This is a genomic window from Maridesulfovibrio zosterae DSM 11974 (genome assembly GCF_000425265.1).
Taxonomy (GTDB): Bacteria; Desulfobacterota; Desulfovibrionia; order Desulfovibrionales; family Desulfovibrionaceae; genus Maridesulfovibrio; species Maridesulfovibrio zosterae.
The window spans coordinates 896,332-920,323 of the sequence record NZ_KE384342.1 but is presented as its reverse complement, the minus strand read 5'-3'; the positions used below and the strand labels follow the sequence as shown (position 1 = coordinate 920,323).

22 protein-coding genes are annotated in these 23,992 nt (G+C 40.6%); 12 read left to right on the top strand and 10 right to left on the bottom strand.

Annotation, left to right across the window (positions count from 1 at the left end; translation table 11 throughout):
- Positions 1–189 precede the first annotated feature (189 nt).
- Positions 190–903, top strand: coding sequence for an HD-GYP domain-containing protein (locus H589_RS0115845; RefSeq protein WP_027722929.1), 714 nt, complete (start codon positions 190–192; stop codon positions 901–903).
- Between the two features lie 8 nt (positions 904–911).
- Here the strand turns inward: H589_RS0115845 and H589_RS0115840 are convergent, their stop codons facing one another.
- From H589_RS0115840 to surE, 6 genes are all read right to left on the bottom strand, one after another.
- Complete coding sequence (locus H589_RS0115840; RefSeq protein WP_027722928.1) at positions 912–1,799, bottom strand: amino acid ABC transporter permease; 888 nt, start codon at positions 1,797–1,799, stop codon at positions 912–914.
- 9 nt (positions 1,800–1,808) lie between these two features.
- Positions 1,809–2,642 (bottom strand): transporter substrate-binding domain-containing protein, encoded by an 834-nt coding sequence (locus tag H589_RS0115835; protein ID WP_027722927.1) that lies wholly within the window; start codon positions 2,640–2,642, stop codon positions 1,809–1,811.
- A gap of 33 nt (positions 2,643–2,675) precedes the next feature.
- Positions 2,676–3,488, bottom strand: a complete 813-nt coding sequence (locus H589_RS0115830) for an amino acid ABC transporter permease (RefSeq protein ID WP_027722926.1) — start codon at positions 3,486–3,488, stop codon at positions 2,676–2,678.
- Between the two features lie 236 nt (positions 3,489–3,724).
- Positions 3,725–4,711 carry a type I glyceraldehyde-3-phosphate dehydrogenase gene (gene gap, locus H589_RS0115825; protein WP_027722925.1) on the bottom strand — a complete coding sequence of 329 codons (987 nt, stop codon included), beginning with the start codon at positions 4,709–4,711 and terminating at the stop codon, positions 3,725–3,727.
- 265 nt (positions 4,712–4,976) lie between these two features.
- The gene (gene fba / locus H589_RS0115820; protein WP_027722924.1) at positions 4,977–5,900 is read right to left on the bottom strand and encodes a class II fructose-1,6-bisphosphate aldolase; all 924 of its coding nucleotides are present in this window, start codon (positions 5,898–5,900) and stop codon (positions 4,977–4,979) included.
- 341 nt (positions 5,901–6,241) lie between these two features.
- On the bottom strand, positions 6,242–6,997 hold the full coding sequence (gene surE, locus H589_RS0115815) for a 5'/3'-nucleotidase SurE (protein WP_027722923.1): 756 nt from the start codon (positions 6,995–6,997) through the stop codon (positions 6,242–6,244).
- Positions 6,998–7,155: 158 nt separating this feature from the next.
- Here surE and H589_RS0115810 point away from each other — a divergent pair, with 158 nt between their 5' ends.
- The 6 genes from H589_RS0115810 (at position 7,156) to H589_RS0115785 (ending at position 13,112) form a co-directional block, all read left to right on the top strand.
- Positions 7,156–8,190 carry a 3'-5' exoribonuclease YhaM family protein gene (locus H589_RS0115810; RefSeq protein ID WP_027722922.1) on the top strand — a complete coding sequence of 345 codons (1,035 nt, stop codon included), beginning with the start codon at positions 7,156–7,158 and terminating at the stop codon, positions 8,188–8,190.
- Positions 8,166–8,804 carry a dTMP kinase gene (gene tmk, locus H589_RS0115805; RefSeq protein ID WP_027722921.1) on the top strand — a complete coding sequence of 213 codons (639 nt, stop codon included), beginning with the start codon at positions 8,166–8,168 and terminating at the stop codon, positions 8,802–8,804. Before H589_RS0115810 ends, tmk begins: the two co-directional genes overlap by 25 nt.
- 524 nt (positions 8,805–9,328) lie before the next feature.
- Complete coding sequence (locus tag H589_RS0115800) at positions 9,329–10,276, top strand: hydrogenase small subunit (protein WP_027722920.1); 948 nt, start codon at positions 9,329–9,331, stop codon at positions 10,274–10,276.
- 53 nt (positions 10,277–10,329) lie between these two features.
- The gene (locus tag H589_RS0115795; protein ID WP_027722919.1) at positions 10,330–12,039 is read left to right on the top strand and encodes a nickel-dependent hydrogenase large subunit; all 1,710 of its coding nucleotides are present in this window, start codon (positions 10,330–10,332) and stop codon (positions 12,037–12,039) included.
- Between the two features lie 297 nt (positions 12,040–12,336).
- A complete protein-coding gene (locus tag H589_RS0115790) occupies positions 12,337–12,828 on the top strand; it encodes a HyaD/HybD family hydrogenase maturation endopeptidase (RefSeq protein ID WP_027722918.1) in 492 nt (163 codons plus the stop codon).
- A gap of 26 nt (positions 12,829–12,854) precedes the next feature.
- Positions 12,855–13,112: a HypC/HybG/HupF family hydrogenase formation chaperone gene (locus H589_RS0115785; protein WP_027722917.1), complete on the top strand. Its 258-nt coding sequence runs from the start codon at positions 12,855–12,857 to the stop codon at positions 13,110–13,112.
- Between the two features lie 86 nt (positions 13,113–13,198).
- Here the strand turns inward: H589_RS0115785 and H589_RS0115780 are convergent, their stop codons facing one another.
- Positions 13,199–13,762, bottom strand: a complete 564-nt coding sequence (locus H589_RS0115780; RefSeq protein ID WP_027722916.1) for a lectin-like protein — start codon at positions 13,760–13,762, stop codon at positions 13,199–13,201.
- A 253-nt stretch (positions 13,763–14,015) separates the two neighbouring features.
- Between H589_RS0115780 and H589_RS0115775 the strand changes: the two genes are divergently transcribed.
- A complete protein-coding gene (locus H589_RS0115775) occupies positions 14,016–15,122 on the top strand; it encodes a M20/M25/M40 family metallo-hydrolase (protein ID WP_027722915.1) in 1,107 nt (368 codons plus the stop codon).
- A 68-nt stretch (positions 15,123–15,190) separates the two neighbouring features.
- Here H589_RS0115775 and H589_RS0115770 read toward each other — a convergent pair whose 3' ends face one another.
- Both H589_RS0115770 and H589_RS0115765 read right to left on the bottom strand, forming a co-directional pair.
- The gene (locus tag H589_RS0115770) at positions 15,191–16,105 is read right to left on the bottom strand and encodes a DHH family phosphoesterase (protein ID WP_027722914.1); all 915 of its coding nucleotides are present in this window, start codon (positions 16,103–16,105) and stop codon (positions 15,191–15,193) included.
- A gap of 129 nt (positions 16,106–16,234) precedes the next feature.
- Positions 16,235–16,657 carry a universal stress protein gene (locus tag H589_RS0115765; RefSeq protein WP_027722913.1) on the bottom strand — a complete coding sequence of 141 codons (423 nt, stop codon included), beginning with the start codon at positions 16,655–16,657 and terminating at the stop codon, positions 16,235–16,237.
- An 841-nt stretch (positions 16,658–17,498) separates the two neighbouring features.
- Here H589_RS0115765 and H589_RS0115755 point away from each other — a divergent pair.
- From H589_RS0115755 to H589_RS0115740, 4 genes are all read left to right on the top strand, one after another.
- Positions 17,499–18,065, top strand: a complete 567-nt coding sequence (locus tag H589_RS0115755; protein WP_027722911.1) for a TetR/AcrR family transcriptional regulator — start codon at positions 17,499–17,501, stop codon at positions 18,063–18,065.
- A gap of 232 nt (positions 18,066–18,297) precedes the next feature.
- Positions 18,298–20,376, top strand: a complete 2,079-nt coding sequence (locus H589_RS0115750) for a transporter substrate-binding domain-containing protein (RefSeq protein ID WP_027722910.1) — start codon at positions 18,298–18,300, stop codon at positions 20,374–20,376.
- Between the two features lie 69 nt (positions 20,377–20,445).
- A complete protein-coding gene (locus H589_RS0115745) occupies positions 20,446–21,348 on the top strand; it encodes a TIGR01777 family oxidoreductase (protein ID WP_027722909.1) in 903 nt (300 codons plus the stop codon).
- Between the two features lie 117 nt (positions 21,349–21,465).
- The gene (locus tag H589_RS0115740) at positions 21,466–22,845 is read left to right on the top strand and encodes an esterase-like activity of phytase family protein (protein ID WP_027722908.1); all 1,380 of its coding nucleotides are present in this window, start codon (positions 21,466–21,468) and stop codon (positions 22,843–22,845) included.
- Positions 22,846–22,911: 66 nt separating this feature from the next.
- Here the strand turns inward: H589_RS0115740 and H589_RS0115735 are convergent, their stop codons facing one another.
- A complete protein-coding gene (locus H589_RS0115735) occupies positions 22,912–23,952 on the bottom strand; it encodes an IS481 family transposase (RefSeq protein ID WP_027722907.1) in 1,041 nt (346 codons plus the stop codon).
- Positions 23,953–23,992 lie beyond the last annotated feature (40 nt).

Below are 23,992 nucleotides of genomic sequence, written 5' to 3'. Positions count from 1 at the left end.
GGTTAATTTAGTTGTAAATTACATACATTTAAGAATATTTATAGGTTAAACTTAATTTTAGGTGTTACTTTTGTTCAGCAGTTTGCAAAAATTTATGACAGCCGTTTCAGTTGACAATGATTGTCATATTCAGTAGTCGGTCAATATGTTGTTCAGCGATATAATTATAATTAAAATGAAGTGAAGCAAATGAAGAATATTTTAAAAGTAATAGATACCAGTTCTAAAATATCTGAGAAGAATAAAATAAATTTAACAATACATCAGTTTGCAGAGTCCCTTGGTAATGCTATTGATGCCAAAGATCACTATACTTGTTCTCATTCAGAAGAAGTTGCTGTTGTATCGCAGGCAATTGGTGTGCAGATGGGGCTTGATAATGAATGTTGTGAGCTTATTCATATTGCAGGGCATTTACATGATATTGGTAAAATAGGTATTCCTGATTCCATTTTAAAGAAGACAGGACGTCTTACAATTGAAGAGTATGAAATAATTAAGAAGCATCCTGAGATGGGGGCACAGATTGTTGCTCCTATGGCTTCCGTTTCAGGATTAAATATTATTGCAGATACTATTTTACATCATCATGAAAGATATGATGGAAATGGATATCCTCATGGACTAAAAGGTAAAGCTATTCCTCTTGAGGCAAGAATTATTGCAGTTGCAGACACTTTATCGGCTATGGCTCGGGATCGTCCTTATCGTACGGCCATGCCATTTTCTGACATAATAGCTGAAATAGCTAATTGTGCTAATTCTCAATTTGATCCGATAGTTGTGAAAGAGTTTCTGAAAATAGCTGATCGGATAGAATCATATTATAGTTGTGGGGAATTAGTGTCTGATGATTTTATGTTGTCCGGGATCGATAACGAGCTTCAAAGTATGTCCATCTAATTAGCAAATCATAGATTCTTTTGTTTATTCATTTTCTTCTCGAGTGCCCGAACAGCGATGGAACAGGGGAATGTCAGCGCAAAATATAAAAAAATAACAACTGTCCATATTTCGAAAGTTTTATAGGTTGCTGACATTAATTCCTGTCCTGCAAATGTCAGTTCCTGTATTGAAATAATTGAAACAATCGAAGAATCTTTAATCGTAGAAATGAATTGTCCGGCAAGAGGGGGCAAACAACGCGAAAAAGCCTGTGGAAGGATAATATGAATGAGCTGATTGCGTCTGTTAAATCCAAGTGCTGCTGAAGCCTCCCATTGCTCCTCTTCTATAGATTCAATTCCTGCGCGTATTATTTCTGTAATGTATGCCCCTTCGAAAAGTGACATTGTAATTACACCTGATAAAAAGGCTGGAAGTTGTTCAACTGAGCCGAACAGGACATTGAGTACTGGCGAAGTTTTGTCGTTTAAGCTGTATGAAAGTTCAGTGATACCAGTTGCCCGCATAATTTGATCACCAAGAAAAAAATAAAAGATGAAAATCAGGACCAGCGGTGGAATATTTCTAATTAATCCAACGTATGAACCTGAGATCATTCTTAGCAGAGGACGTGGGCTGGTGCGCCATATTCCCATGATCGTTCCGATTATAAGTGCTGAAAAAACAGACCATATTGAAAGACGCAGAGTAACAATCAAGCCCTGCAGCAACAGACCTGCTTTCCACTGCTGTGAGCTTTTATCGAATCTTGCAATATATCCGGGCGCAGCTGACCAGTCCCAGCTGTAATTAAGCTGGGTTACAATATGATAGGCAAACCAGATCAATCCTCCCGAGATGGCTGCCAGAAGCAGCACATCAAGGGAGGTAATCCTCTTGGAATTATTTGGCATGAATTACAATTACTCTACGAGAGATTTCCAATCATCGGTTTTGAACCAGTAATTGAATCGTGCTTCAAGCCAGCCCTGTGCATTGGTTACTTTGATCCAGTTGTTCAGGAAGTTCAGGAAGTCCGGGTCGCCTTTGCGAACAGCAAATCCAATCGGTTCCTGAGTAAAATCAGACTGAAGTGGAAGATAAAGTTTTTCAGGATATTTCTTAACCAGATTGGCAGGTAGCGGATTGGAAGCAATTAAGCATGCAACCTTACCATTAAGAAGTTCTTGAATCGAAGCTGCCTCATCACTGAATTTACGGATATCGGCTTTAGGAAGGAAGTTTTTAGCTGCTTTTTCAGCAGTTGTACCAAGACGTACCGAAACTTTTGTTGAAGCCATATTGAATTCTTTAAGCGAGCTTTTGTCTGGTGCAACGGCTTTGTTGGCAACAATCGCCATTCCTGTGAACTCGTAAGGATCAGAAAAATTAACTTTCAGATTACGTTGTGGTGTAATGCCCATTCCACCGATGATTATATCAAATTTGCCGGTCAGCAGGGCCGGGATGATTCCATCCCATTTAGTGGGAATAAAGCGGACTTCAACACCCATTTCTGAGGCAAGACGTTTGGCTACGTCAATTTCAAAACCAATAAATTGTCCATCCTTGTCTTTCATTGCCCAGGGTTTAAAGGTGGAAAATCCAACACGCAGAGTTTTATGTTTCAGAACAGTTTCAAGAGTGCTGTCTTTAGACAGCTCAAGTCTGGCATCTCCGGCCCAGACCGCAGAAGAGAGTCCTACTATCATAATTACAGCAGCAATTCCTATGTTTACAGTTCTCCACAAAGTCATTTTTACCTCCAGATATATTCTGTACGGTTAAGGTTACCATCTGCTCTTGAATTTTTGGGCCATATTGTCCAGAGTCCAAGATAGCAGCAGAGTAATAGAAAGATATATGGCTGCAACAGTAAACCATATTTCAAAAGTCATAAAGGTTTCAGAAATTATTGATTGCCCCTGCATGGTCAGGTCATAAATGGCAACAGTACTCACAAGGGCAGAATCTTTTACCAGTGATATTGCCTGTCCTGCCAGTGGTGGAGCTATGCGGGGAATGGCTTGGGGAAGAATCACGTTTATATAGGCAAAACTCTTATTTCCACCAAGACTGAATGCAGCCTCCCATTGCCCTTTATCAATGGAAGTAATACCTGACCTGAAAATTTCAGATGCGTAGGCTCCTTCAAATAGACTGAGCGCAATTACCGCTGACCAGAAACCGTTGATATTCAGTATAGGGGCGATAACAAAATATATGAAGAACAGCTGAATGAGCAGCGGAGTGTTGCGGATAGTCTCCAGATAGATGCGGGCTATAATATTTCCGACAAAAGAATTTGATAAGCGTAAAACAGCTGTTCCAAGCCCGATTACAAAGGTTAGTATAAAACTTAAAGCTGAAATTTCAAGAGTTACACCTAGCCCTTTTAAAAGTGGTCCGGGGATGAATGTTTTGTCCTTAAAAGAAAAAATGAAATCAGGAACCCTGAACCATTGCCAGTTATAGCCTAGCTCTTCTGTTCCATTATATAAAAAGATGCTGAACAGAATTAAGAGTATGGCAAATAACAGACTGTCTAGGATAAATTTATTTCTTGCGTTTTTTTTATAAAACGAAGTTTTGTTCTGTAGCATATCTTAGATAGTTACTATTTAATTGAAAACAAATCTACTTGGTTATTGGGAGGTTTTGCCAAAGGCATATTTCATGAATATTTTTTACTATTGACTGACTAACGTTCCCATGCATCAGATTAATGTCGTAAATTTGTGTAGTTGGGTGTGTCAGCAGTAAATATAAAAGGTATATAATAAAAATCCCTCTCTGAAAAAAATACCAGAGAGGGATTTTGAATTCTTGAGCAGATTTGTTACATAAAAGTAGCAACTTTAGCCATGAGGCGTACAAGCTGGTTTGTAAAACTGGCTTCATTGTCATACCAGATGATCAGTTTCAGCATTTTGCCTTCCATAACATCTGTCAAGGGACCGTCAACAACTCCGCCATGTGTATCACCTATATAATCGGTGGAAACCAGCGGCATTTCCGTATAGCCCATGTGTTCATTTGCAGCTTTGGCAAGAACTGCATTTACTTCTTCTTTTGTTGTTTTACGTCCTAGATCGCAGGTAAGGTCTACCAGTGAAACATTCGGTGTTGGAACACGGATGGACATGCCGTCCAGCTTACCCTCCAGTTCAGGGATGACCATAGTGACAGCTTTAGCCGCACCGGTTGTTGTGGGGACCATGTTGACGCCGCATGCTCTGCCCCGACGGATATCTTTGTGTGAGCCGTCAAGAACACGCTGACTCATAGTGTACGCATGAATTGTGGTCATCAGTCCGCGTTCAAGGCCGAATTCATCGTTGATGACTTTGGCAACCGGTGCAAGACAGTTGGTAGTACATGATGCACCGGAAATGATGTTGTGCTTATGGGTTAGTTCCCCATCGTTAACACCCATAACTACTGTTGCGTCAGCATTAATGCCGGGGGAGCTGATGATAACTTTTTTAGCACCGCAGGCGATGTGCTTTTCGCAGCTGTCGCGGTCACGGAATTTACCGGTTGTTTCTGCAACCATGGTGCAGCCAAGTTCTGCCCATTTCCATTCTCCGGGAGCACAGCGGGTAACTTTGATTTCCTTGCCGTTGACGGAAAAGCCGTTTTCAGTTGCCTTTACATCTGCTTTGAATGTTCCGTGAACTGAATCGTGTTTGAAAAGAAGAGCAAGGTCTTCATTGGAGGCACGGGCATTGATTGCGACAAGATCAAAGTCCTTACTGTCATGAATCAACCGAACCAAGTAGCGTCCGATCCTTCCGAATCCATTAATACCAACTTTTATGGCCATGTAATATTCTCCATTTTTTGTCTCTTGAATCTCCCTCAGAAGTCTTGGCTGACTTTAAGGGGGAGGGGAGTGTGAAAATCTAGGCTGATACCTGATACAAAGCAGACTTATTTCCTGGGTAAGTGTGCGATGCAGGTAGAAGCAGTTCGGCGATTTTCGGTATTAGAGACAATCTTCCCATTTATACATCTTATTCCAGATGCAGATCCCTTGTTGATTATAAACAAATAAAGCCGCCTATTTCCTGGTAGGCGGCTTTATGTAATTACGCTTTGTTTGAGCAGCCCAGCACTTTGGTTATTTTATGGCGGACCATCTCTTTTACTGCCTTGCGTGATTCTCCGAGGTAGCCTCTGGGGTCGAAAGCAGCAGGGTTTTCAACCAGAAACTTACGGATAACGGCAGTCATTGCGAGACGAATGTCTGTGTCAATATTGATTTTGCAGACAGCTTTAGATGCGGCTTTACGAAGCAGGTCTTCGGGAACACCTTTTGCGCCTCCAATATCTGCTCCGAAATTGTTAGCCATGACAACATATTCTTGAACAACGCTTGAAGCGCCATGTAAAACAATGGGGAATTTAGGTATCAGAGATGCAATCTTGTCCAGACGATCAAAATCAAGTTTTGCTTCACCTTTAAATTTATATGCACCGTGGCTGGTTCCTATTGCGATTGCAAGGGAGTCACAACCTGTGCGTTCTACAAATTCTACAGCCTGATCTGGGTCTGTGTAAATATGTTCATCAGAAACAACATCTTCTTCGACTCCGGCTAAACGACCAAGCTCTGCTTCAACCCAGACGCCTTTGTCGTGAGCGTAAGCAACAACCTGCTGTGTGAGAGCGATATTCTCGTCAAATGGAAGGTGCGAACCGTCGATCATTACAGAGGTAAAACCTCCGTCAATAACTTCTTTGCAAATTTCAAAGTTTGCGCCATGGTCGAGATGAAGTACAACAGGCAGGTCTGTTTCAAGCAGAGCGGCTTCCATCAATTTCATGATGTATCCCTGACCTGCATACTTACGGGCACCAGCGGAAACCTGAAGAATCAGGGGAGCATTTTCTTCGCTACCTGCTTCCATAATTCCCTGAATGATTTCCATATTGTTTACATTGAATGCACCAATGGCATAACCGCCGTCATAGGCCCCTTCAAACATTTCTTTAGGCGAAACGAGTGGCATTTACTCCTCCTGATGGAATAAGTGTCTGTTGAAAAACATTTTACAGGCGGTCAAAAATAAAGTTCAATGTGTCAGGCTCGTTAAAACCATGAGCAGAGTGATAACTGCATCATGTTTCAGGAGATACACACATGTACTTAATTTATATGTTTGACCCGTCCTGATAGCCAAAATAAATAACTACCTTGGAAGGTTCTCTGAAAGTTAAATGGACTAAACAAAATATCCTGAATTTTTGATCAATCCACAGTCAGATATAACTTTTCTAATTTTGTTCTAATATTGCCTTTATACACTATATAGAAACTAAATGTCCACATACATAATAAATTGTATATGAGCTATAAGTTGAAACTCTTTTCAAGAGTAACAATTGCTTCACGATCTGTGAAATCAAAGTGCAAAGGAGTCATAGTAATATGTCCTTTGGTCAGCAGATCTCTGTCAGTTCCTGAGCTGATTTTTTCTTTAGGCATAACTCCGTCAAGCCAGTAGTACTCTCTGCCTCGCGGGTCTTTGCGCACATCATACCAGTCCTGCCAGGAGACACGTGTATGCCGGCATATTTTAAGCCCTTTGGTTTCTTTTACAGGCATTGCCGGAAAATTCAGATTAACAACTGTTTTTTCACCTAGGCTGGACCACGGTATTTGGGTGAGCAGATCCGCGCAGTAATCGCCTTGATCTGTAAGCTCATTCGGATTAAAATTATCATATGATACAGCCAGTGCGGGAAAGCCCATTAGGGCTCCTTCTGTTGCAGCTGAAACCGTACCAGAATACAAAATGTCCACACCGACGTTAGCTCCGCTATTGATACCGGAGACAACAATATCCGGTTTTTCTTCCAGCAAAGTGGTTAATCCGAGCTTGACGCAGTCCACCGGTGTTCCGTAAACACCTAGACCTGTGAAGCCGTCCTCTTCAAATTTTTTTACTCGAAGGGGTGATGATAATGATACAGCGTGACCCACAGCAGATTGCTCTGCAACCGGGGCTACAACTTGAACATTCATTCCGGACCTTTTCAGGGCATGGTAAAGCGCTCTGAGTCCGACGGCTTGAATTCCGTCATCATTTGTTAAAAGTATATTCAATTTTGTTCTCCAAGGAAGAAAAGGCCAAAAAAAATTGGACAGGCTTCCGATGGTTTGACTATGAATACAAATTCCGGGCGGTTGTAAAACGCCATTGGTTAATTAAAAATGCGAACGCCTAGGGGCGAGGTATCAAAGCAATTTAGGAATAGCAAGAAGTGTCGCAAAAAACTACATATATTAAAGACTTTATAAACGGGGAAAGGGTCAGAGATCTTTTCCTCGTGGGGGATGCTCAGCTCCGTGAATCCCGTAATGGTCCGTTCTGGAATCTGCGTTTGCAGGACAATTCCGGTACGGTTGAAGCTAAAATCTGGAGCCCGTTAAGTCAATCATTTCAAACTATTGAATCAGGAATGTTTGTTGTTGCCGGAGGAATGGTTGGTTCTTACAGAGATAAACCGCAACTTACTGTTGAGGTTTTTGAAATTTTAAATCCTGAGCATAATCAGTTTGACATCACTGAATTTCTTCCCTCCAGTCCTGAAAAACCTGAAGAAATGATGCAGGAGTTGGACTATCTGATAGCAGAGCACATGGTTCATCTGCCGTGGAAGAAGTTCTGCCGTAAGGTGTTGAGAGATGAAGAAGTTTATGACAGGCTGTTGACAGCAACTGGAGCCAAGACAGTACACCATGCGTATGTAGGAGGTCTGCTTGAGCATACTTTGACTGTTGCTAAGCTATGTATGTCTATTTGTGATAACTATCCAGATGTGGATCGCCAGATTGTTCTTGCGGCTGCAATTTTTCATGATATTGGTAAGGCTTGGGAGTTGTCCGGTGGGCTTACCAATGACTATACAGATGAGGGACGGCTGTTAGGGCACATTTATATTGGAGTAGAAGTTCTTGAACCTTTTCTGCAAAAAGCAAAGGATTTGGACAGTAAACTTAAACTTCATTTAAAGCATTTGATTCTTTCTCATCATGGGGAATATGAATATGGTGCACCAAAACGGCCTAAGACTCCTGAGGCCTTTATTTTACATTTTGCAGATAATATTGATGCGAAAATGAATACCATTTTTGCAGAACTGGATAAACTGGAAGGTTCCGGTTCAAATTGGACTCCTTACCAGAGATTTTTAGACCGATATCTGTATAAGCCGGAAAAATCTCCGGATAACCCGTCAAGCAAGTGCGATATAAAAAAAACGGAGGCTCAATGTTCATTACCTTTGAGGGGATAGAAGGAACCGGAAAGACTACTCAGATTAAGCTTATTAAGGCTTTTCTAGAAGGGGCAGGTCACACTGTTGATGTTACCCTGGAACCCGGTGGGAGTCGTATAGGTAAGGAATTACGCAAAATTTTACTTAATATGGATAGCACTGACCTTACAGGTGAAAGTGAACTCTTTCTGTATCTGGCTGATCGCGCGCAGCATGTCAGCCAGACAATCCGTCCGGCAATTGAAGCTGGAAAAGTTATTATTTCTGATCGTTTTGCAGACTCAACAATTGTGTATCAGGGCTATGGAAGAGGTCTTGATCCAAAGTTGCTGCGTGAATTAAACGATGTTGCTGTTTCCGGTTGCTGGCCTGATTTGACTATTTTGCTTGATATTGATCCGGAGATGGGACTTAAACGTGCTATGACCCGCAACTTGCAAGAGAACAAAATGCAGGAGGAAGGGCGTTTCGAGGCAGAATCTTTGGAATTTCACAACCGTGTACGTGAAGGTTATCTGACTTGGGCTGCTCTTAACCATGAACGTTTCTTTGTGGTCGACGCTGCACAGACTCCAGATGAAATTTTTGAGCAGATTAAAGCAAAAACAGTTGAGGTCCTAAAAAATAGATAAATAATGTTAAAATTTTTTTAAAGTTTAACATATTGATAATTTTGGTTTTTTTGTAAGCGCAATCCTTTTGGGATTGCGCTTTTTTTTATTTATTCAGGATATTTTATTAATTAAATTTTCAGTAGAATGGCAATTATGTTATTAAATAGCTAAGTCTTTAGTGGACGATGATAATGTTTTTATAATTTGTGTATCGCAATGTAGTAAGAATTCGAAATTCGTGTGATTTGGTGTTGTTTTTTTCTATATGTCCATAAATAAGCCATTCAAATCAATAATTCACCATTTGGGGTTGACGCTATCATAGTAAAATGGTTTAAGAGTAATTAGATTTTTCAATACATTAGCCACTGTATGACAAATGTAATAGCAAGAGTGTTTATATTTTGAGTACAACAGTTATTGTTAAATAAAATTTGTATGCATTCGGGTTTTGGTGCCAGATATGTTTCAGGCATCGGATCGAAAATCTGGATGCCAGGGGGTTAGGCCCACTGATCTTTAATTAGAGGATGGAGGTTTTTATGAAATTCTCTGTGGGACTCGGAAAGGATGGAGCGGAAAAACGCCTTGAGCAGAATGGCGTATCACGCCGTGACTTCATGAAGTTCTGCGCAACAACTGCCGCTGTTATGGGTATGGGACCCGCTTTTGCGCCAACTGTAGCGGAAGCTCTCACCCAGAAGAGGCGTCCTTCTGTTGTTTATCTGCATGCAGCTGAATGTACCGGCTGCTCAGAAGCTGTTCTTCGTACTGTTTCTCCGTACATTGATGCTTTGATTCTTGACACTATTTCTCTCGACTACCATGAAACAATCATGGCAGCAGCAGGTCATAAAGCTGAGGAAGCTCTGCATGAAGCAGTTCATTCCCCTGAAGGCTATATCTGCGTTGTTGAAGGTGCTGTTCCTACAATCGAAGATGGTGCCTGGGGTAAGGTCGCCGGCAAATCAATGCTGGATATCGTAAAAGAAATCGTACCTGGTGCAAAAGCTACTATCTGTATCGGTACCTGTTCTTCTTATGGTGGTGTTCAGGCAGCAGCACCAAATCCGTCTAAAGCTGTGAGTGTTTCCAAAGCTCTTGGCGGAGTGACTACTGTTAATCTACCAGGTTGTCCTACCAACCCGTTCAACTTCGTTGGAACTGTTGTTCACTATCTGACTAAGGGGGTTCCCGAACTCGATAGTGATGGCCGTCCTTCTCTCTTTTACGGTGAATCCGTACATGACAACTGTCCGAGACTTGTACACTTTGAAGCTGATGAATTTGCACCTTCCTTTGCATCTGAAGAAGCTAAAAAAGGATATTGTCTCTACGAGCTGGGTTGTAAAGGACCAGACACCTACAATAACTGTCCTAAAGTCAAGTTTAATCAGACCAACTGGCCTGTCGAAGCTGGCCATCCCTGTATTGGCTGTAGTGAGCCGGATTTCTGGGATGAAATGAGCCCGTTCTACGAGCAAAGCTAGTTATACTTGGGTTATAGTCTATTGAACTAACTTTCTATTTTGGAGGATTGTATATGTCTTCTTGCAGGACTAAAACGGGACCAGCTGTAATGGCTACCCCTTTCGATAAAAAATATACCGGTCCGGTAATTGTCGATCCGCTTACCCGTATTGAGGGACACCTCAAAATCGAAGTTGAAGTGGAAAACGGCAAAGTAAGCAATGTCTGGAGTAGTGCACAGCTCTTCCGTGGTCTGGAAATCATCCTGAAAGGACGTGACCCCAGAGATGCTCAGCATTTTACCCAGCGTTCATGCGGTGTTTGTACTTACGTGCATGCTCTTGCTTCTACCCGCGCTGTTGATAACGCTGTAGGTGTTGATAAACATCTGCCTGAAAATGCCCGTATCATCCGTAATCTGGTGATGGCATCTCAGTATCTGCATGACCATATTGTTCATTTCTATCATCTGCATGCTCTGGACTGGGTAGATGTAGTAAGCGCATTGCAGGCTGATCCTGTTAAAGCTGCTGCAATTGCCAACAGTCAGTCAGAACGTGTTACCAAGCCTGAAGATCTTAAAGCAGTTCAGACTAAACTGAAAGCTTTTGTTGATTCCGGCCAGCTTGGTATTTTCACCAATGCATATTTCCTTGGTGGACACGATGCATACTATCTGAAGCCTGAAGAAAACCTTATTGCTACTGCTCACTACCTTGAAGGTCTTCATCTTCAGGTTAAGGCTGCACGTGCAATGGCTGTATTCGGTGCAAAGAACCCCCACACCCAGTTCACAATCGTCGGCGGCGTAACCTGCTACGATTCTTTGAGCAAAGAACGCATTCAGCAGTATAAAGATCTTTATAACGAAACACTTGCTTTCGTTAAAGAGTGTTATATTCCTGATCTGCTTATGGTTGCTTCTTATTACAAAGACTGGGCTGGAATCGGTGGAACACATAACTTCCTCAGTTTTGGTGAATTCCCTGAAAAAGAAACCGACATCAACAGTCGTTTCATCCCTCAGGGTGTTATCATGAACAGAGATCTCAGCAATGTAATGGATTTCAATCCTGATGCCATTAAAGAAGACATCAAACATAGCTGGTACAAAGGTGAATCTTCCCTGCATCCGTATGAAGGTGAAACCGATCCTCAGTACACAAATTATGAAGACCGTGACCGCTACTCATGGATGAAAGCTCCCCGCTATAAAGGTGAGTCCATGGAAGTAGGTCCGCTGGCTCATGTTCTCACCGCTTTTGCTAGAGGACAAAAAGATTTCACACCTGTTGTAAAGTCTGTTTTAGACACTCTCGGTGTTGGTCCTGAAGCTCTTTTCTCAACTTTGGGTCGTACTGCAGCTCGTGGTATTGAAACACTCGTTGTTGGTAACAAGATTGCTGACTGGGTTAACAACCTTGAAGACAACATTGCTTCCGGAAATACTGATCTCGCAGTAGATTGGGAAATGCCTGATGAAGCAGAAGGCGTTGGATTTGTTGGCGCACCTCGTGGTGGTCTGTCTCACTGGATTAAAATCAAAGGTGGCAAAATCGAGAACTTCCAGCTTGTTGTGCCTTCAACATGGAACCTCGGCCCCCGTTGTAACCAGAATAAAATGTCTGCAGTTGAAGAAGCCCTCATGGGTACTCCTATTGCTGATGCTAAACGTCCTGTTGAAATTCTGCGTACTGTCCATTCATACGATCCTTGTATCGCATGTGGTGTACACGTTATTGATGCAAAGACTAACGAAGTTCACAAATTCAAGATTATGTAATAACTTGAACTGAAGACTTATAGGCGGGAATCCGGGTTCACCGGGTTCCCGTTTTTTATTATTTAAGCCATTCAAAATGCGAATTGACACTTGCTGAATTGGGAATTCTCATTTAAGTTTCTTTACGTAGATGTTTTTAGATAATAAATATTCTAGTTGGTTAGGCATATAATGCTGGTTGTTTTTTTGATTAAACCGGACACGATCAGGTAAGCAGAGTCCTTTTAATAAAAATTTGTGAAAGCTTATTTCATCAGGATTTCGTAGTGTCCCAAAAAGCCGCCGGAGGCATCTTTAATGACGGATGAGAAGAAGATTTTGGTACTTGGTGTAGGAAACATCCTTTTTACGGATGAAGGCATCGGTGTTAAGGTCGTTATGGAGCTTGAAAAGGAATATTCTTTTTCTTCAAATGTTGAGCTGATGGACGGTGGGACGTTGGGGACCAAGTTGATGGGACCCATGATGGAATGTGATATTTTGATCGTTGTTGATGCTGTGCTTGGCAATGATGAACCCGGCTCGGTTTATCGCTTGACAGGAGAGGATTTGCGTAGGAGTCTTGCTTTTAAAGATTCAATGCATCAGACTGATCTTCTTGATACAATGGTTTTGTGTGAACTGTGTGATCGACGTCCTGAATGTGTGGTTATAGGTGTTGAACCTAAGGATTACCAGACCATGCATGATGATGTTTCTGATGTTACTATGGCACGTCTTCCATTTATGATGGAAAAAGTGCTTGAAGAAGTTACAGCTGCCGGTGGCAGTTTTGAAAAGCGGGCTTAATCAATAGCAAATTAAGAGGTGTTTCTATGTGTTTAGCTATTCCTGTTGAAATCGAATCCATTGACAATCAAATAGCCCGTTGCCGGGTGGGAGAAGGTGAAACTTTTCTCGATGCTTCATTGATGCTTATGGCTGATGAAGTCGAGGTCGGTGATTTTTTGATAGTTCATGCCGGATTCGCATTACGCAAACTTGATCCCAAAGAAGCTGAAGAAACACTTAAAATATTAAGAGATATGGTCAAATTGGCCGATGGGACTGAACCTGAAGCGTGTAATTTTTAAATAATTTTTCATTGTCATAAGAAAGCCCCGGATTCATGCTTCAAGCTTGAATCCGGGGCTTTTATTTTGTTTTAATGAGGTAAGTTTTACTTCTTGAACTTACGCTTAAATCCGAAAAGAGCAGCAAGGCTGGTTCCGAGAATCCAGACAGCGCCTGGGATAGGTGTTGGAGCTGTTGGTGTTTCTATAATATATCCACGTATTTGTTGTTTAACAGCTGCACCTTCATCATTCCACTGAAAACCGTATCTTGAATCGGCGCTCATGTGGATTTCATTTTTATTACCGGCATTATTCGGTTCACTCGGATACCAGTCGGTGAAAGTAAAATCCTCACCGGTGATCCAGCTCCAGTTACTTAAAGGAGTTTTCTTATTTTGATCGCCAGATTGAACTCCTCCCAGCCAATAAGCCTTTTCCTGACCGTTAAGTACTGTGTTCTTAATGTAGTCATTCTCAGTTGGAGAGGTTATGGTCACCAGATGACCTCCTCTGGCTGCTGCTTCATTTTTTGCATCGTCCCAGCTTATTCCGCTGGATTTTACCAATGTGTATTGTGAATTCCCTAAAACAAAATTTGATGCAACAGCCGGAATTGTAAGTATAATTACAAGTATTGCCGATGTGACTACTACTAATGTTTTTTTCATTTTATCCTCCCCAGGATATTTTAATCCATCTTTATACTCTATATATATGTACTTACTTCCTATCAATCAAGTATAAAATTATTTTACTTGATTTTTAATGTAAGTTTTTTTTTAATTTAATTTTTACAAAGTTTGAATGTTATTTTTTATTGTTTTTATCTACAGATTTCATTCATGGTCGTTTTGGGTAAAATTTAATCTGTTCAATCAGCGTGTTAAATGATATTTTTTGTTTAAAATATATGGAGATAATATGATTAATAAAGATAGAATTTTGAGTCTTTTTTTTGAGTTGGTGAAGATCGATAGCCCCTCTTTAAAAGAGAAAGGGATGGCAGATTGTTTATATGAAATGATGAAAGATAGAGGGTATGAAGTTAATAGAGACAATGCAGGGGATAATTGCGGAGGTAATACTGGAAATGTTTTTGTGCGTATTCCAGCAACAGGAAGTGGTGATCCAATAGCTTTTTCTGCTCATATGGATTGCGTGCAGCCATGTTTAGGTGTTGAGCCTGTGATTGATGGTGATGTTGTGCGCAGTGCAGGTGATACTGTTCTAGGCAGCGATGATAAAGCCGGAATTGCAGTCATGATCGAAGCCATAACACATATTGAAGAAGAGTCTATTTTACATCCTGATATATATTTAATGTTTTCTATTTGTGAAGAGTCCGGTATGTATGGCGCAAAATATATGGATTCGAGCCTGCTTCCTGCTAAAAATGTTTTGGTTCTTGATTCTGGAGGACATGTCGGCAGTTTAGTTGTTGAAGCCCCTGCAAAAGCACGTATTGAGATGACGTTTACTGGTAAGTCAGCCCATGCCGGAATAGTACCTGAAGATGGAATAAGTGCTATCCAGATTGCAGCGGAGGCTGTTTCCAATATGAGTCTGCTGCGAATAGACAAGAATACAACCGCCAACTTAGGACATATCGAGGGTGGAACAGTAACAAATATTGTTGCAGACAGAACTGTGCTTACGGCAGAAGCGCGCTCGACACTAGATGAGTCTTTGTCTACACAACTTCAGCACATGGAAAGGTGTTGTTCTGATGCTGTTCAAAAGGTTGGTGGTGAATATGAATTTAAATATGATATTTCTTATCCTGCACTTCATGTTGCTGCTGATAGTCCTTTGCTTTGTAAGGTCGAAGAATGCTGCAAAAAAATAGGTCTTGAATCCAGCAGGGTGGCTACCGGAGGAGGAAGTGACGGGAATGTCCTTTATGGTAAAGGATATAGCGTGTTGACTTTGGGCATAGGGATGTCAAAAGTCCATACTATTGATGAGTTTATTAAAATTAAATCTTTAACAGATTGCACCCGTCTTGTTGCTGAGACGATGAAAAGTTAAAGTCTTGTTAAGTCCGCTGCCAGAAAAAGCCTGCATTTCAGCAGGCTTTTTCTGTAACTTAAAAATTATTAGTTTTCCATAAATGATGCAACCATTTGTCCCAGTACTGCATCTACTTCGTCGTGGGGAACTTGGCAGGTTCCGACCTGTTTATGTCCGCCTCCTCCGAATTTAAGCATAACGCTTCCAACATCAATATTACTTGTGCGGTTAATGATACTGTGTCCTACTGAGAAAACAGTGTTTTGTTTCATTTTACCCCATATGATCTGAATGCTGATATTACATTTCGGGTACATTGAGTAGAGGGTGAAACGGTTTCCGGGGTAAATTTCTTCCTGTTCCCTAAGGTCCAGTATTGCGACATTTCCGAATAATTCAACTCGCTCTTTAAGCATTTCCCGAAACTGTTTATCACGTGCAAAGTATAGCTCAACACGTTCCTTTACATCTGGAAGGGTCAGAATCTCTTGGATTTCCATATTTCTGCAGTATTCAATAAGGTTTTCCATGAGTTGGTAATTGCTTACATTGAAATGTCTGTACCGTCCAAGTCCTGTGCGGGGGTCCATTATGAAGCCTAGCAGTACCCATCCTTTAGGGTTTTCAATCTCTTCTGCCGTCAAATCTCCGCTATCGACTTTATCTACATAGTGCAGCATCTCATCAAATTTATCACCGAAATGACTGTTACCGCCGAAATATTCCCAAATAACTCTGGCAGCACTTTTAGCACTTTTAGACATTCCTTTAAAATTAAAATCTATTCCCAACCGTTCCTCTTCACTTGAGTGGTGGTCAAACCAGTATCCACAACCTTCAATGTAAGGGACGTTGGCAACGATGTCATTGGGGTCACCTGGATACCTTCCGTCTTGAACATCTTTGGGATGTACGAACATCCAGTTATCCATGATCCCTACGTCTGTAAGCAAAACAGCACAGGCTAAGCCGTCAAAGTCAGATCGAGTCAAAAGCCTCATGAACTTCTCCATAAATTTGAGAATATAATTAAACTTTATTAAAACTTATAAAATAAATTAAATGAAAAATAGTACAATGACAATTGCATTTCAAAGTTAACTATACATCAGATATATATAAATTCTCAATTATTTAATTACAAGGACCGGGCAGGGGGCAATATGCAGAACTTTGTGTGTGACGCTGCCTACAACCAGTCCTTCAAGATCTGATTTGCCTTTTGACCCCATTACTATGAGATCACATCCTTCTGTTTCGGCTACTGTTTTAATTGATTTTGCTATTGATCCACCAATAATCTTTTCATCAAATTCTATATTTTTAGCTTTTAATACAGCTGTATGCTTTTCAAGGATCGCATATGATTCGCGAGTTTCATGGTCTATAGCTTTTTGAAAATTGGGGTCTCCCAATCCTGTGGGGACAGGACGATGACAATGAATAATGATTACTTTAGCTCCTGAAATTTCTGCCAGCTCAGAACCGTAACTAATTGCATTTTCAGAGTGTCTTGAGTCGTCAACAGGGATCAATATTTTTGTGAAGATCATGTTTTTCTCCTTCTTTTGTTGAATTTACCTTACGTGAACCTTGCATTTGCTGCAACAATCATATGGAATTTTGCGGTAAAGATAAATATTGAAACATCCGGTTTAATTTATTTATTGAATGCTTGATCAGTGTTGTGATGTAGAATATTTCAGCTTAAAAACATTGAATTAATGCATAAAAATTACGTTTATTTTAAAATAAAAATATATATAAAACAGGTAGTTAATTTTAAAAGTTTAGTTTGGTCCAAAAAAGTGTTTTAAAGTGTTGACAGAAGTAAAAACTGAACGTAGATACTATATCCAGTTGATGTCGCTCTGAAAGGAGATCGGAGTAGATGTCCACAAAAAAGTAGTTTGTTTTATTTTTATAGTAGTATGGTTCCTTGACCGGAAGACTGTAGGGGTCTGTAAGATCAAGTTTGAACAGCATCAATAAGAATAGTTGAATAACCATTCATGACAGCACCTTTTTGTGAGAATCACTTCGGCGCAACATTTGGGAGAAGCCCGCATCTCTCCTTCGTGTTTATGGACTTCAACGATGGTCTATATGGAAAAAACCGGTGTATTAAGCCGCAACTTTATATATCTTTTTTCATAGATCAGATTAGTAAAACCACCTTCCGTTTCCATTCCTTAAAAAACAAAGGCCCCTCCGATTGGAGGGGCTTTTGTGCTTTTAGGGGGTATTGTTTGGTTGTTTATTCTATTTCACTGTGATTGAAGGTTGATTTATGATGGATTGTGATCACCTTTGCGTGTTGACCTTTACAAGTGTTTTACGTAATAAACTGTATTGTAATGAAATATTTTATAGCTGAAATTAAAGAGTGCGCACATGACCAAAAAGGATACTGTTTTAAAATCTGCTAAGGAATTGTTTGGAGAATTAGGCTACAGCGGAACAACTTTTAAGAAAATTGCAGATCGTGCTGGCGTTGCTGTAGGGTTGCTTTCTCATCATTACGGAAATAAGGAAAAGCTTTTTCGCGCAGCTGGTTTTGATGTAGCGGAAAGGTTGAGTCTGGCATTGCAGGATGAGATTGTGCAGGCTGAGAATGGTTATGATGCTGTAGTTAGATTTGCCCGTCGTTATCTTGAGTTCTCTATCGATCCAAACGAAGACTTTCTGGTGTTGATCAGGTGTTCACCATTTAGTGATTTAAAGACAGGTGCAGACCGAGATGCTATGGTCCATAAGTTTGCCCAGATTCCTGTATTGTTGGAAAATTGTGTGGCACGTGGTGTTCGCGATGGCTCAATACCGAGTGTTCCTGTGCCTGAAACTTCTTCTGTCGTTCTTTGTAATCTTGTTGGAGCAGTCAGAACTAAACTGTTGACTCCTTATAGTCCTCCAAAACTTTATGAAGAAGCTCTGAATTTTATTATGAGGGCTCTCAAATAGAGTTGATTTATTTTTAAATTTTCAGGTCCTGAAACATGAATTTGTTTCAGGACCTTTTTTTTACATAAATTTTAGCTACAAAAATATGTAAAGGTTGTGGTTTTGTTTTTGAAGCTATCTGGACAGCTTGTATAAAAAGTGTTTTAATTAATAAGGATAAGAACTTAGTTGAATTGCTGTGTCAGTGTACCGATGTCTTATAAGTAGTTATTAAAATGAAGGTATTTAATATATGAAGTTAGAATTACGGTATATGCATTTTGGTTTTATTTTATCCGTGATCCTGCTTTTTAGTTTGTTTCCTGCCCATTCTTTTGCCCGCCTGATCATAGTCGAAGGTGATTATGATTATCCTCCGTATGAGTTTTTAGATAATGGAATTCCTTCCGGGTTTAATATCGATATTATCAGGGCTGTAGCCAAAGCTGAAGCTCTCGACATCAAAATAAATTTGCGAAACTGGAGCAATGTTGTCTCCGATTTGAAGAGTGGAAAATGTGATGTGGTTACAGGCATGGTTAAGTCAGAAGAGAGATCTTCTTTTTTTGATTTTTCGATTCCTCATAACATTCTTTCTCATTCAATTTTTGTGCATGCTGATTCAAATATTAAGCAATTAGAAGATTTGGTTCATAGCGAGATCATCGTGCAGAAAAGTGATATAATGCACGAGTATGCGTTAAAAAATTTTACTCAGGCTAAAATAGTAGCAGTAGACTCGCAAGGTGAAGCCATGCTGCTTCTTGCTTCCCGCGAACATGATGCTGCGTTGCTAGGTAAGCTTCAAACTATTTTTCAATTAAAACGTGATGGATTGACAAATATTAAGTCGGTTGGTTCTGGATTTGGGTTTGGGGAGTATTGTTTTGCCGTCAGAAAGGATGATATTAAATTACTTGGTCAATTAAATGAGGGTCTTAATCTCATAAAGAAGACGGGAGAATATGATGAAATTTACAAAAAGTGGTTTGGGATTCATGAGCGCAGGAATAATTTCAGAGAAATAATTTATTATGTTGTACTCGTTCTGATTCCGGTAATTCTCTTTCTGGTTGGGTTTATAATCTGGACATGGATGCTCCGAAAGTCGGTTAAGCAGAAGACAAAAGAGCTCACCTTGGAATTACACGAAAGGAATCGAGCAGAAGAGGAATTGAAAAAGGCTCAAGGATATCTGGCAAGTGTAATTGATTCAATGCCTTCTGTACTAATAGGGGTGGATAATAATTGTAATATAACCCACTGGAACAGGGAAGCTGCACGCGTTTATGAATCAGAGCATAGAGATGTTATAGGGTTTCCGCTTGATTTAGCTGTGCCGCAGCTTGCCTTTGAAATTGATTTGGTTCGGGAGGCTCTCAAGACCGGTAAAAAACAGATCGATTCTAAGCTTCGCGGTTATGGAAATAATCGAACTGTGTATCAGGATATGACAATTTATCCTCTCGTTGTAAATAATATTGAAGGAGCCGTAATTAGGATTGATGATATTACTGAGCGGCTAAATTTTGAACAGATGGTTATGCAAAGTGAAAAAATGGTTTCTATAGGTGGACTTGCAGCAGGCATGGCACATGAGATTAATAACCCTTTGGCTGTTATCGTAGGGCATGCGCAAAATATTCAAAGAAGGACATCCGTTGATCTGGTAAAGAATATAAATATGGCTGAAGAATGTGGCACCTCAATTGACGTAATTCAGACGTATATGCATGAGAGAGGAATTACCAGAATGTTGAACGGGATCCTTGAATCCGGTAACCGTGCTGCTAAAATTGTTATGAATATGCTTAGTTTCAGTCGTAAAAGCGACAACGTTTTTAATAGACAGGATATCGCTGCTGTCCTTGACCGTACACTTGAACTGGCATCCAGCGATTATGACTTGAAAAAAGAGTATGATTTTAAAAGGATTGAAATAATAAGGGAATATGAACCAGGTATTCCTCCTGTTTACTGTGAAGAAAATGAGATTCAGCAGGTTTTTTTGAATATTTTTAGAAATGCCGCTGAAGCAATGAGCGGGAAAGTATATAGCACTGTAGGAGCTCGTTTTATTTTGAGGGTAAGACGTGCTAGTCAGATGGTTCGCATAGAAATTGAAGACAATGGTCCAGGTATGGACGAAGATACTCAGAAAAGAATTTTTGAACCGTTTTATACTACGAAAGATGTAGGGAAAGGAACGGGGCTTGGACTTTCAGTTTCATATTTTATTATTACAGATCACCATAAAGGAACATTTGAGGTTGAATCAATGCTTGGCCATTGGACACGTTTTATAATTAAGCTTCCGACTACTTTTGATTGAGAACTATAGGTTTATAATAGATCAGGAATATGAACTTGGTCAGCGTTAATGATTCTTGTGGGAGGAGTTATGAGAGTAGTTATTCTGGGTGGAACAGGTTTTATAGGCAGAAATTTAAGTATACAATTGGTGTCTAAAGGATATCAGGTTGTGTCACTGACAAGATCAAGCAGGCCTTCTAAAATTTCCGGTGTTCGCAATGTTGTTTGGGATGGCAAAAGCTCTTCGGGATGGCAGGAATATGCTGACGGTGCTACAGCTATAGTGAATCTTGCTGGTGAAGGTATTGCTTCGGGCAGATGGTCTGAGTCTAAAAAGAAATCTATTGAAAGCAGCCGATTACTTGCCGGGCAGGCTGTCTGTGAAGCTATTGCCAAAGCTGATAAAAAACCGAAAGTTTTGATTCAAGGTTCAGCAATTGGCTACTACGGGCCTCGCGGTGCTGAGCCTGTTGATGAAAGTTCAGATCAGGTTCCATCATTTCTTTCAGAGGTGGCTCGTAAGTGGGAGGAATCGACTCTTCCAGTAGAAAATCATGCTGTCCGCAGGTGTATTATTCGAACTGCTATGGTTCTGGGGCGTGGCGGAGCGCTTTCTAAAATGGTTCCACCTTTTAAATTCGGACTTGGCAGCTACCTTGGTGATGGCCATCAGGGAGTTTCATGGATTCATATCGATGATGAAGTCAGAGCAATAATCTTTTTGATTGAGAATCATACATGCAAGGGTGTCTTTAATTTAAGCTCAATAAATCCTGTAACGTCAAACAAGTTTAATAATACTCTTGCCAGAGTTATTGGTAAGCCTGTGCGAATACGTGTTCCTGGATTTATCATTAAGTTGATGCTCGGCCAGATGGCTGAAGAAGTTTTGCTCTGCGGGCAGTTTGTTTTACCGGAAAAGTTAATAGCAGCCGGATTTCATTTTAATTACCTGGATATTGAAGATGCTTTAATGAGTTTGCTGAATTAATTTTCTTAATTTTATGACAATAGTTATATTTATGACTCATTTGTAACCGGTTTGTGATTTATGAACTAGTTCTATGATGTAGCCTTATTTATTAAAAAAAAGGAGGCTATGCTAGAAATGTTTAAAAAATTAATAGCGACTGGTGTTGTTTTAGCGATGAGTGTAGGAACTGCAGCTGCGTCTGAATTTAAGATTCAAAAATATGAAATAGATACTCCGCAAAAGTATAATGTTCCATATTCTGGAAAATTCTCTGCCGAATTTAATGACGGTTTTCCAATTGGAATTGGTTCTGGAATGACTTATATCGGTAAAGGAAAGGATGGAACCCTTTTTTTCTACGCTATTAGCGATCGCGGACCCAATGCTGGCAGTCCAAAGGTTCTGGTTGATGGTAAGAAAGTATCATCAAAGGTTTTTCCAGCTCCAGAGTATACTCCTTCATATGGAGCTTTGGGATTGAAAAATGGTGAAATAACTCTCCGCAGCATTATTGATATTAGGGACTTTAAAGGAAATAAGATATCCGGACGTCCTATCCCTCCGGGGACTGTAGGATCAACTGGTGAGATTCCGCTTTCTGATTCCTACAAAGTTTTAAGTTATGATCGCGAGGGGTTGGATACAGAAGGAATTGCCATTGATGCCAAAGATGGTAATCTATGGATTTGTGATGAATATGGACCTTTTATAGCTAAAATGGATGCTAATACAGGGCGTTTACTGAAAAAGTACGCTCCCGGCAACGGGTTGCCTACTATTGTAGGAAAGAGACAGCCGAACAGAGGTATGGAAGGAATAGCTGTAACTCCATCGAATACAGTACTAGGAGCAGTACAGTCCATTTGTGACATTGATGGTGATGTTTCCAATAGTAAAGCTCCGTTTACCCGTTTAGTCCTGCTTGATCCTGAAACAGGAGAAACAAAGATGTTTGCTTATCCTGTGGATGTTGAATCTTATAACAAATGTAAAGATGTTAAAATCGGTGACCTGCAGGCTGTGAGCGATACAGAATTTCTTATCATAGAGCAGGGCAAAGGTAAGGATGGTCTGCGCAATATTGTTTATCTGATTGATATTGAAGATGCTACTGATCTTACTGGTAGGAAAACAGCTGACGGTAAAGAACTTGAAGCAGTTGCAGGAGCACAGGAACTTGATTCACTTGGAATAAAAATGGCCACTAAGAAAAAAATTGTCAGTCTGCGTGAGCTTGGCTGGAAGCCTAGTAAAGCCGAAGGGCTCGCTCTTCTACCGGATATGCAGACAATTGCCGTGTGTTCTGACAATGATTTCGGATTCAAGTCTGTTACTGTTGATCCTGTAAAAGATAAGAATGGTAAAGTTGTAAAGAAAGCCACAAAATACGTTATTGATGAGAATAAACTGAAATACAGTGGGCAGGAAGTTAATACTTCCTTTAAACTACAAAAAACAGATGAAAAGGCCGGATTCTGGCTGATCAAGCTACCTAAGAAGATTAGTCAGTATTAGGATGATTTGTAGTGGTTCATACTTGATCTGACAGTCCGCCTTTCTGATGGGACCGAAATTGTCAGTTTAGTTTAAACTTTGGACCTTGTCGTTCCAGAGTCCTTTTCCATCCAGCATAGTTGTCATTGGTGTTCGACCGCAACACATTTTTCCCTGATGAGAACGTTGCGTGTTGTATTCATCAATCCAGATATCAAGATCAGCCTGCAATTCGTCCAGTGAAGCGTAAATCTTACGCCTAAATGTGACCTTGTAAAATTCATCCAGAATCGTTTTATGAAAACGTTCGCAAATACCGTTGGTTTGTGGATGACGAGCTTTGGTCTTTGTGTGCTCAATGCCACAAATGCCAAGAAACAGCTGATAATCGTGTGTTTCAAGGTTGCCGCAATATTCTGTCCCTCTGTCTGTGAGAATGCGCAGAATCCCCATATCCTGCTCCGCAAAGAATGGAACAACTTTGTCGTTGAGCATATCGGCAGCTGTGATTGGCGTTTTGGTCGTGTAGAGCTTTGCAGCAGCCCACTTGGAATACGTATCCACGAAAGTCTGCTGGTAAATACGCCCAACGCCTTTAATTGTGCCGACGTAGAAAGTATCTTGGCTGCCAAGATAGCCAGGATGGGCGGTTTCGATTTCACCGCAGGCCAGATCATCATCTTTTTTCTTCTCAAGGGCCTGAACCTGCGCTTCAGTAAGGACTATTCCTTGTTCGGCTGAGATTTTTTCCAAAGCCTTCAGGCGGAGTTTAAAATTATGAAGATTGTGCCGTAGCCAGATGGATCTAATGCCGGACGGCGAGACAAAAACACCCAATTTTCTTAGCTCGTTACTGGCTCTTGTTTGTCCATGAGCAGGAAAGTCAGTTGCGTAAACCACAACTGCGTTTTCGATTGCCTGATCTACCCTATTCTTCAGGTTGGGTTTACGACGAGACTTATCAAAAAGAGCCTCGACTCCGCCTTCTTCCTTGGCTGACTGATAGCGGTAAAAAGTGTCCCGAGAAAAGCCCATCAGCTTGCAGGCTCTGGAAACGTTACCAAGTTCTTCTGCCAGATTCAGCAGGCCTATCTTGTGTTTTATGATGTTTTGGTTGAAACTAGACATGTGGTTCTCCTTGGGCGTGGTGCCCTATTTGATGGTTCGT

Coding starts and splice junctions, on each gene's coding strand:
- H589_RS0115845 (WP_027722929.1), top strand. CDS start 190: ATGAAGAATATTTTAAAAGTAATAGATACCAGTTCTAAAATATCTGAG.
- H589_RS0115840 (WP_027722928.1), bottom strand. CDS start 1,799: ATGCCAAATAATTCCAAGAGGATTACCTCCCTTGATGTGCTGCTTCTG.
- H589_RS0115835 (WP_027722927.1), bottom strand. CDS start 2,642: ATGACTTTGTGGAGAACTGTAAACATAGGAATTGCTGCTGTAATTATG.
- H589_RS0115830 (WP_027722926.1), bottom strand. CDS start 3,488: ATGCTACAGAACAAAACTTCGTTTTATAAAAAAAACGCAAGAAATAAA.
- gap (WP_027722925.1), bottom strand. CDS start 4,711: ATGGCCATAAAAGTTGGTATTAATGGATTCGGAAGGATCGGACGCTAC.
- fba (WP_027722924.1), bottom strand. CDS start 5,900: ATGCCACTCGTTTCGCCTAAAGAAATGTTTGAAGGGGCCTATGACGGC.
- tmk (WP_027722921.1), top strand. CDS start 8,166: ATGTTCATTACCTTTGAGGGGATAGAAGGAACCGGAAAGACTACTCAG.
- H589_RS0115800 (WP_027722920.1), top strand. CDS start 9,329: ATGAAATTCTCTGTGGGACTCGGAAAGGATGGAGCGGAAAAACGCCTT.
- H589_RS0115795 (WP_027722919.1), top strand. CDS start 10,330: ATGTCTTCTTGCAGGACTAAAACGGGACCAGCTGTAATGGCTACCCCT.
- H589_RS0115790 (WP_027722918.1), top strand. CDS start 12,337: ATGACGGATGAGAAGAAGATTTTGGTACTTGGTGTAGGAAACATCCTT.
- H589_RS0115785 (WP_027722917.1), top strand. CDS start 12,855: ATGTGTTTAGCTATTCCTGTTGAAATCGAATCCATTGACAATCAAATA.
- H589_RS0115780 (WP_027722916.1), bottom strand. CDS start 13,762: ATGAAAAAAACATTAGTAGTAGTCACATCGGCAATACTTGTAATTATA.
- H589_RS0115775 (WP_027722915.1), top strand. CDS start 14,016: ATGATTAATAAAGATAGAATTTTGAGTCTTTTTTTTGAGTTGGTGAAG.
- H589_RS0115770 (WP_027722914.1), bottom strand. CDS start 16,105: ATGAGGCTTTTGACTCGATCTGACTTTGACGGCTTAGCCTGTGCTGTT.
- H589_RS0115765 (WP_027722913.1), bottom strand. CDS start 16,657: ATGATCTTCACAAAAATATTGATCCCTGTTGACGACTCAAGACACTCT.
- H589_RS0115755 (WP_027722911.1), top strand. CDS start 17,499: ATGACCAAAAAGGATACTGTTTTAAAATCTGCTAAGGAATTGTTTGGA.
- H589_RS0115750 (WP_027722910.1), top strand. CDS start 18,298: ATGAAGTTAGAATTACGGTATATGCATTTTGGTTTTATTTTATCCGTG.
- H589_RS0115745 (WP_027722909.1), top strand. CDS start 20,446: ATGAGAGTAGTTATTCTGGGTGGAACAGGTTTTATAGGCAGAAATTTA.
- H589_RS0115740 (WP_027722908.1), top strand. CDS start 21,466: ATGTTTAAAAAATTAATAGCGACTGGTGTTGTTTTAGCGATGAGTGTA.
- H589_RS0115735 (WP_027722907.1), bottom strand. CDS start 23,952: ATGTCTAGTTTCAACCAAAACATCATAAAACACAAGATAGGCCTGCTG.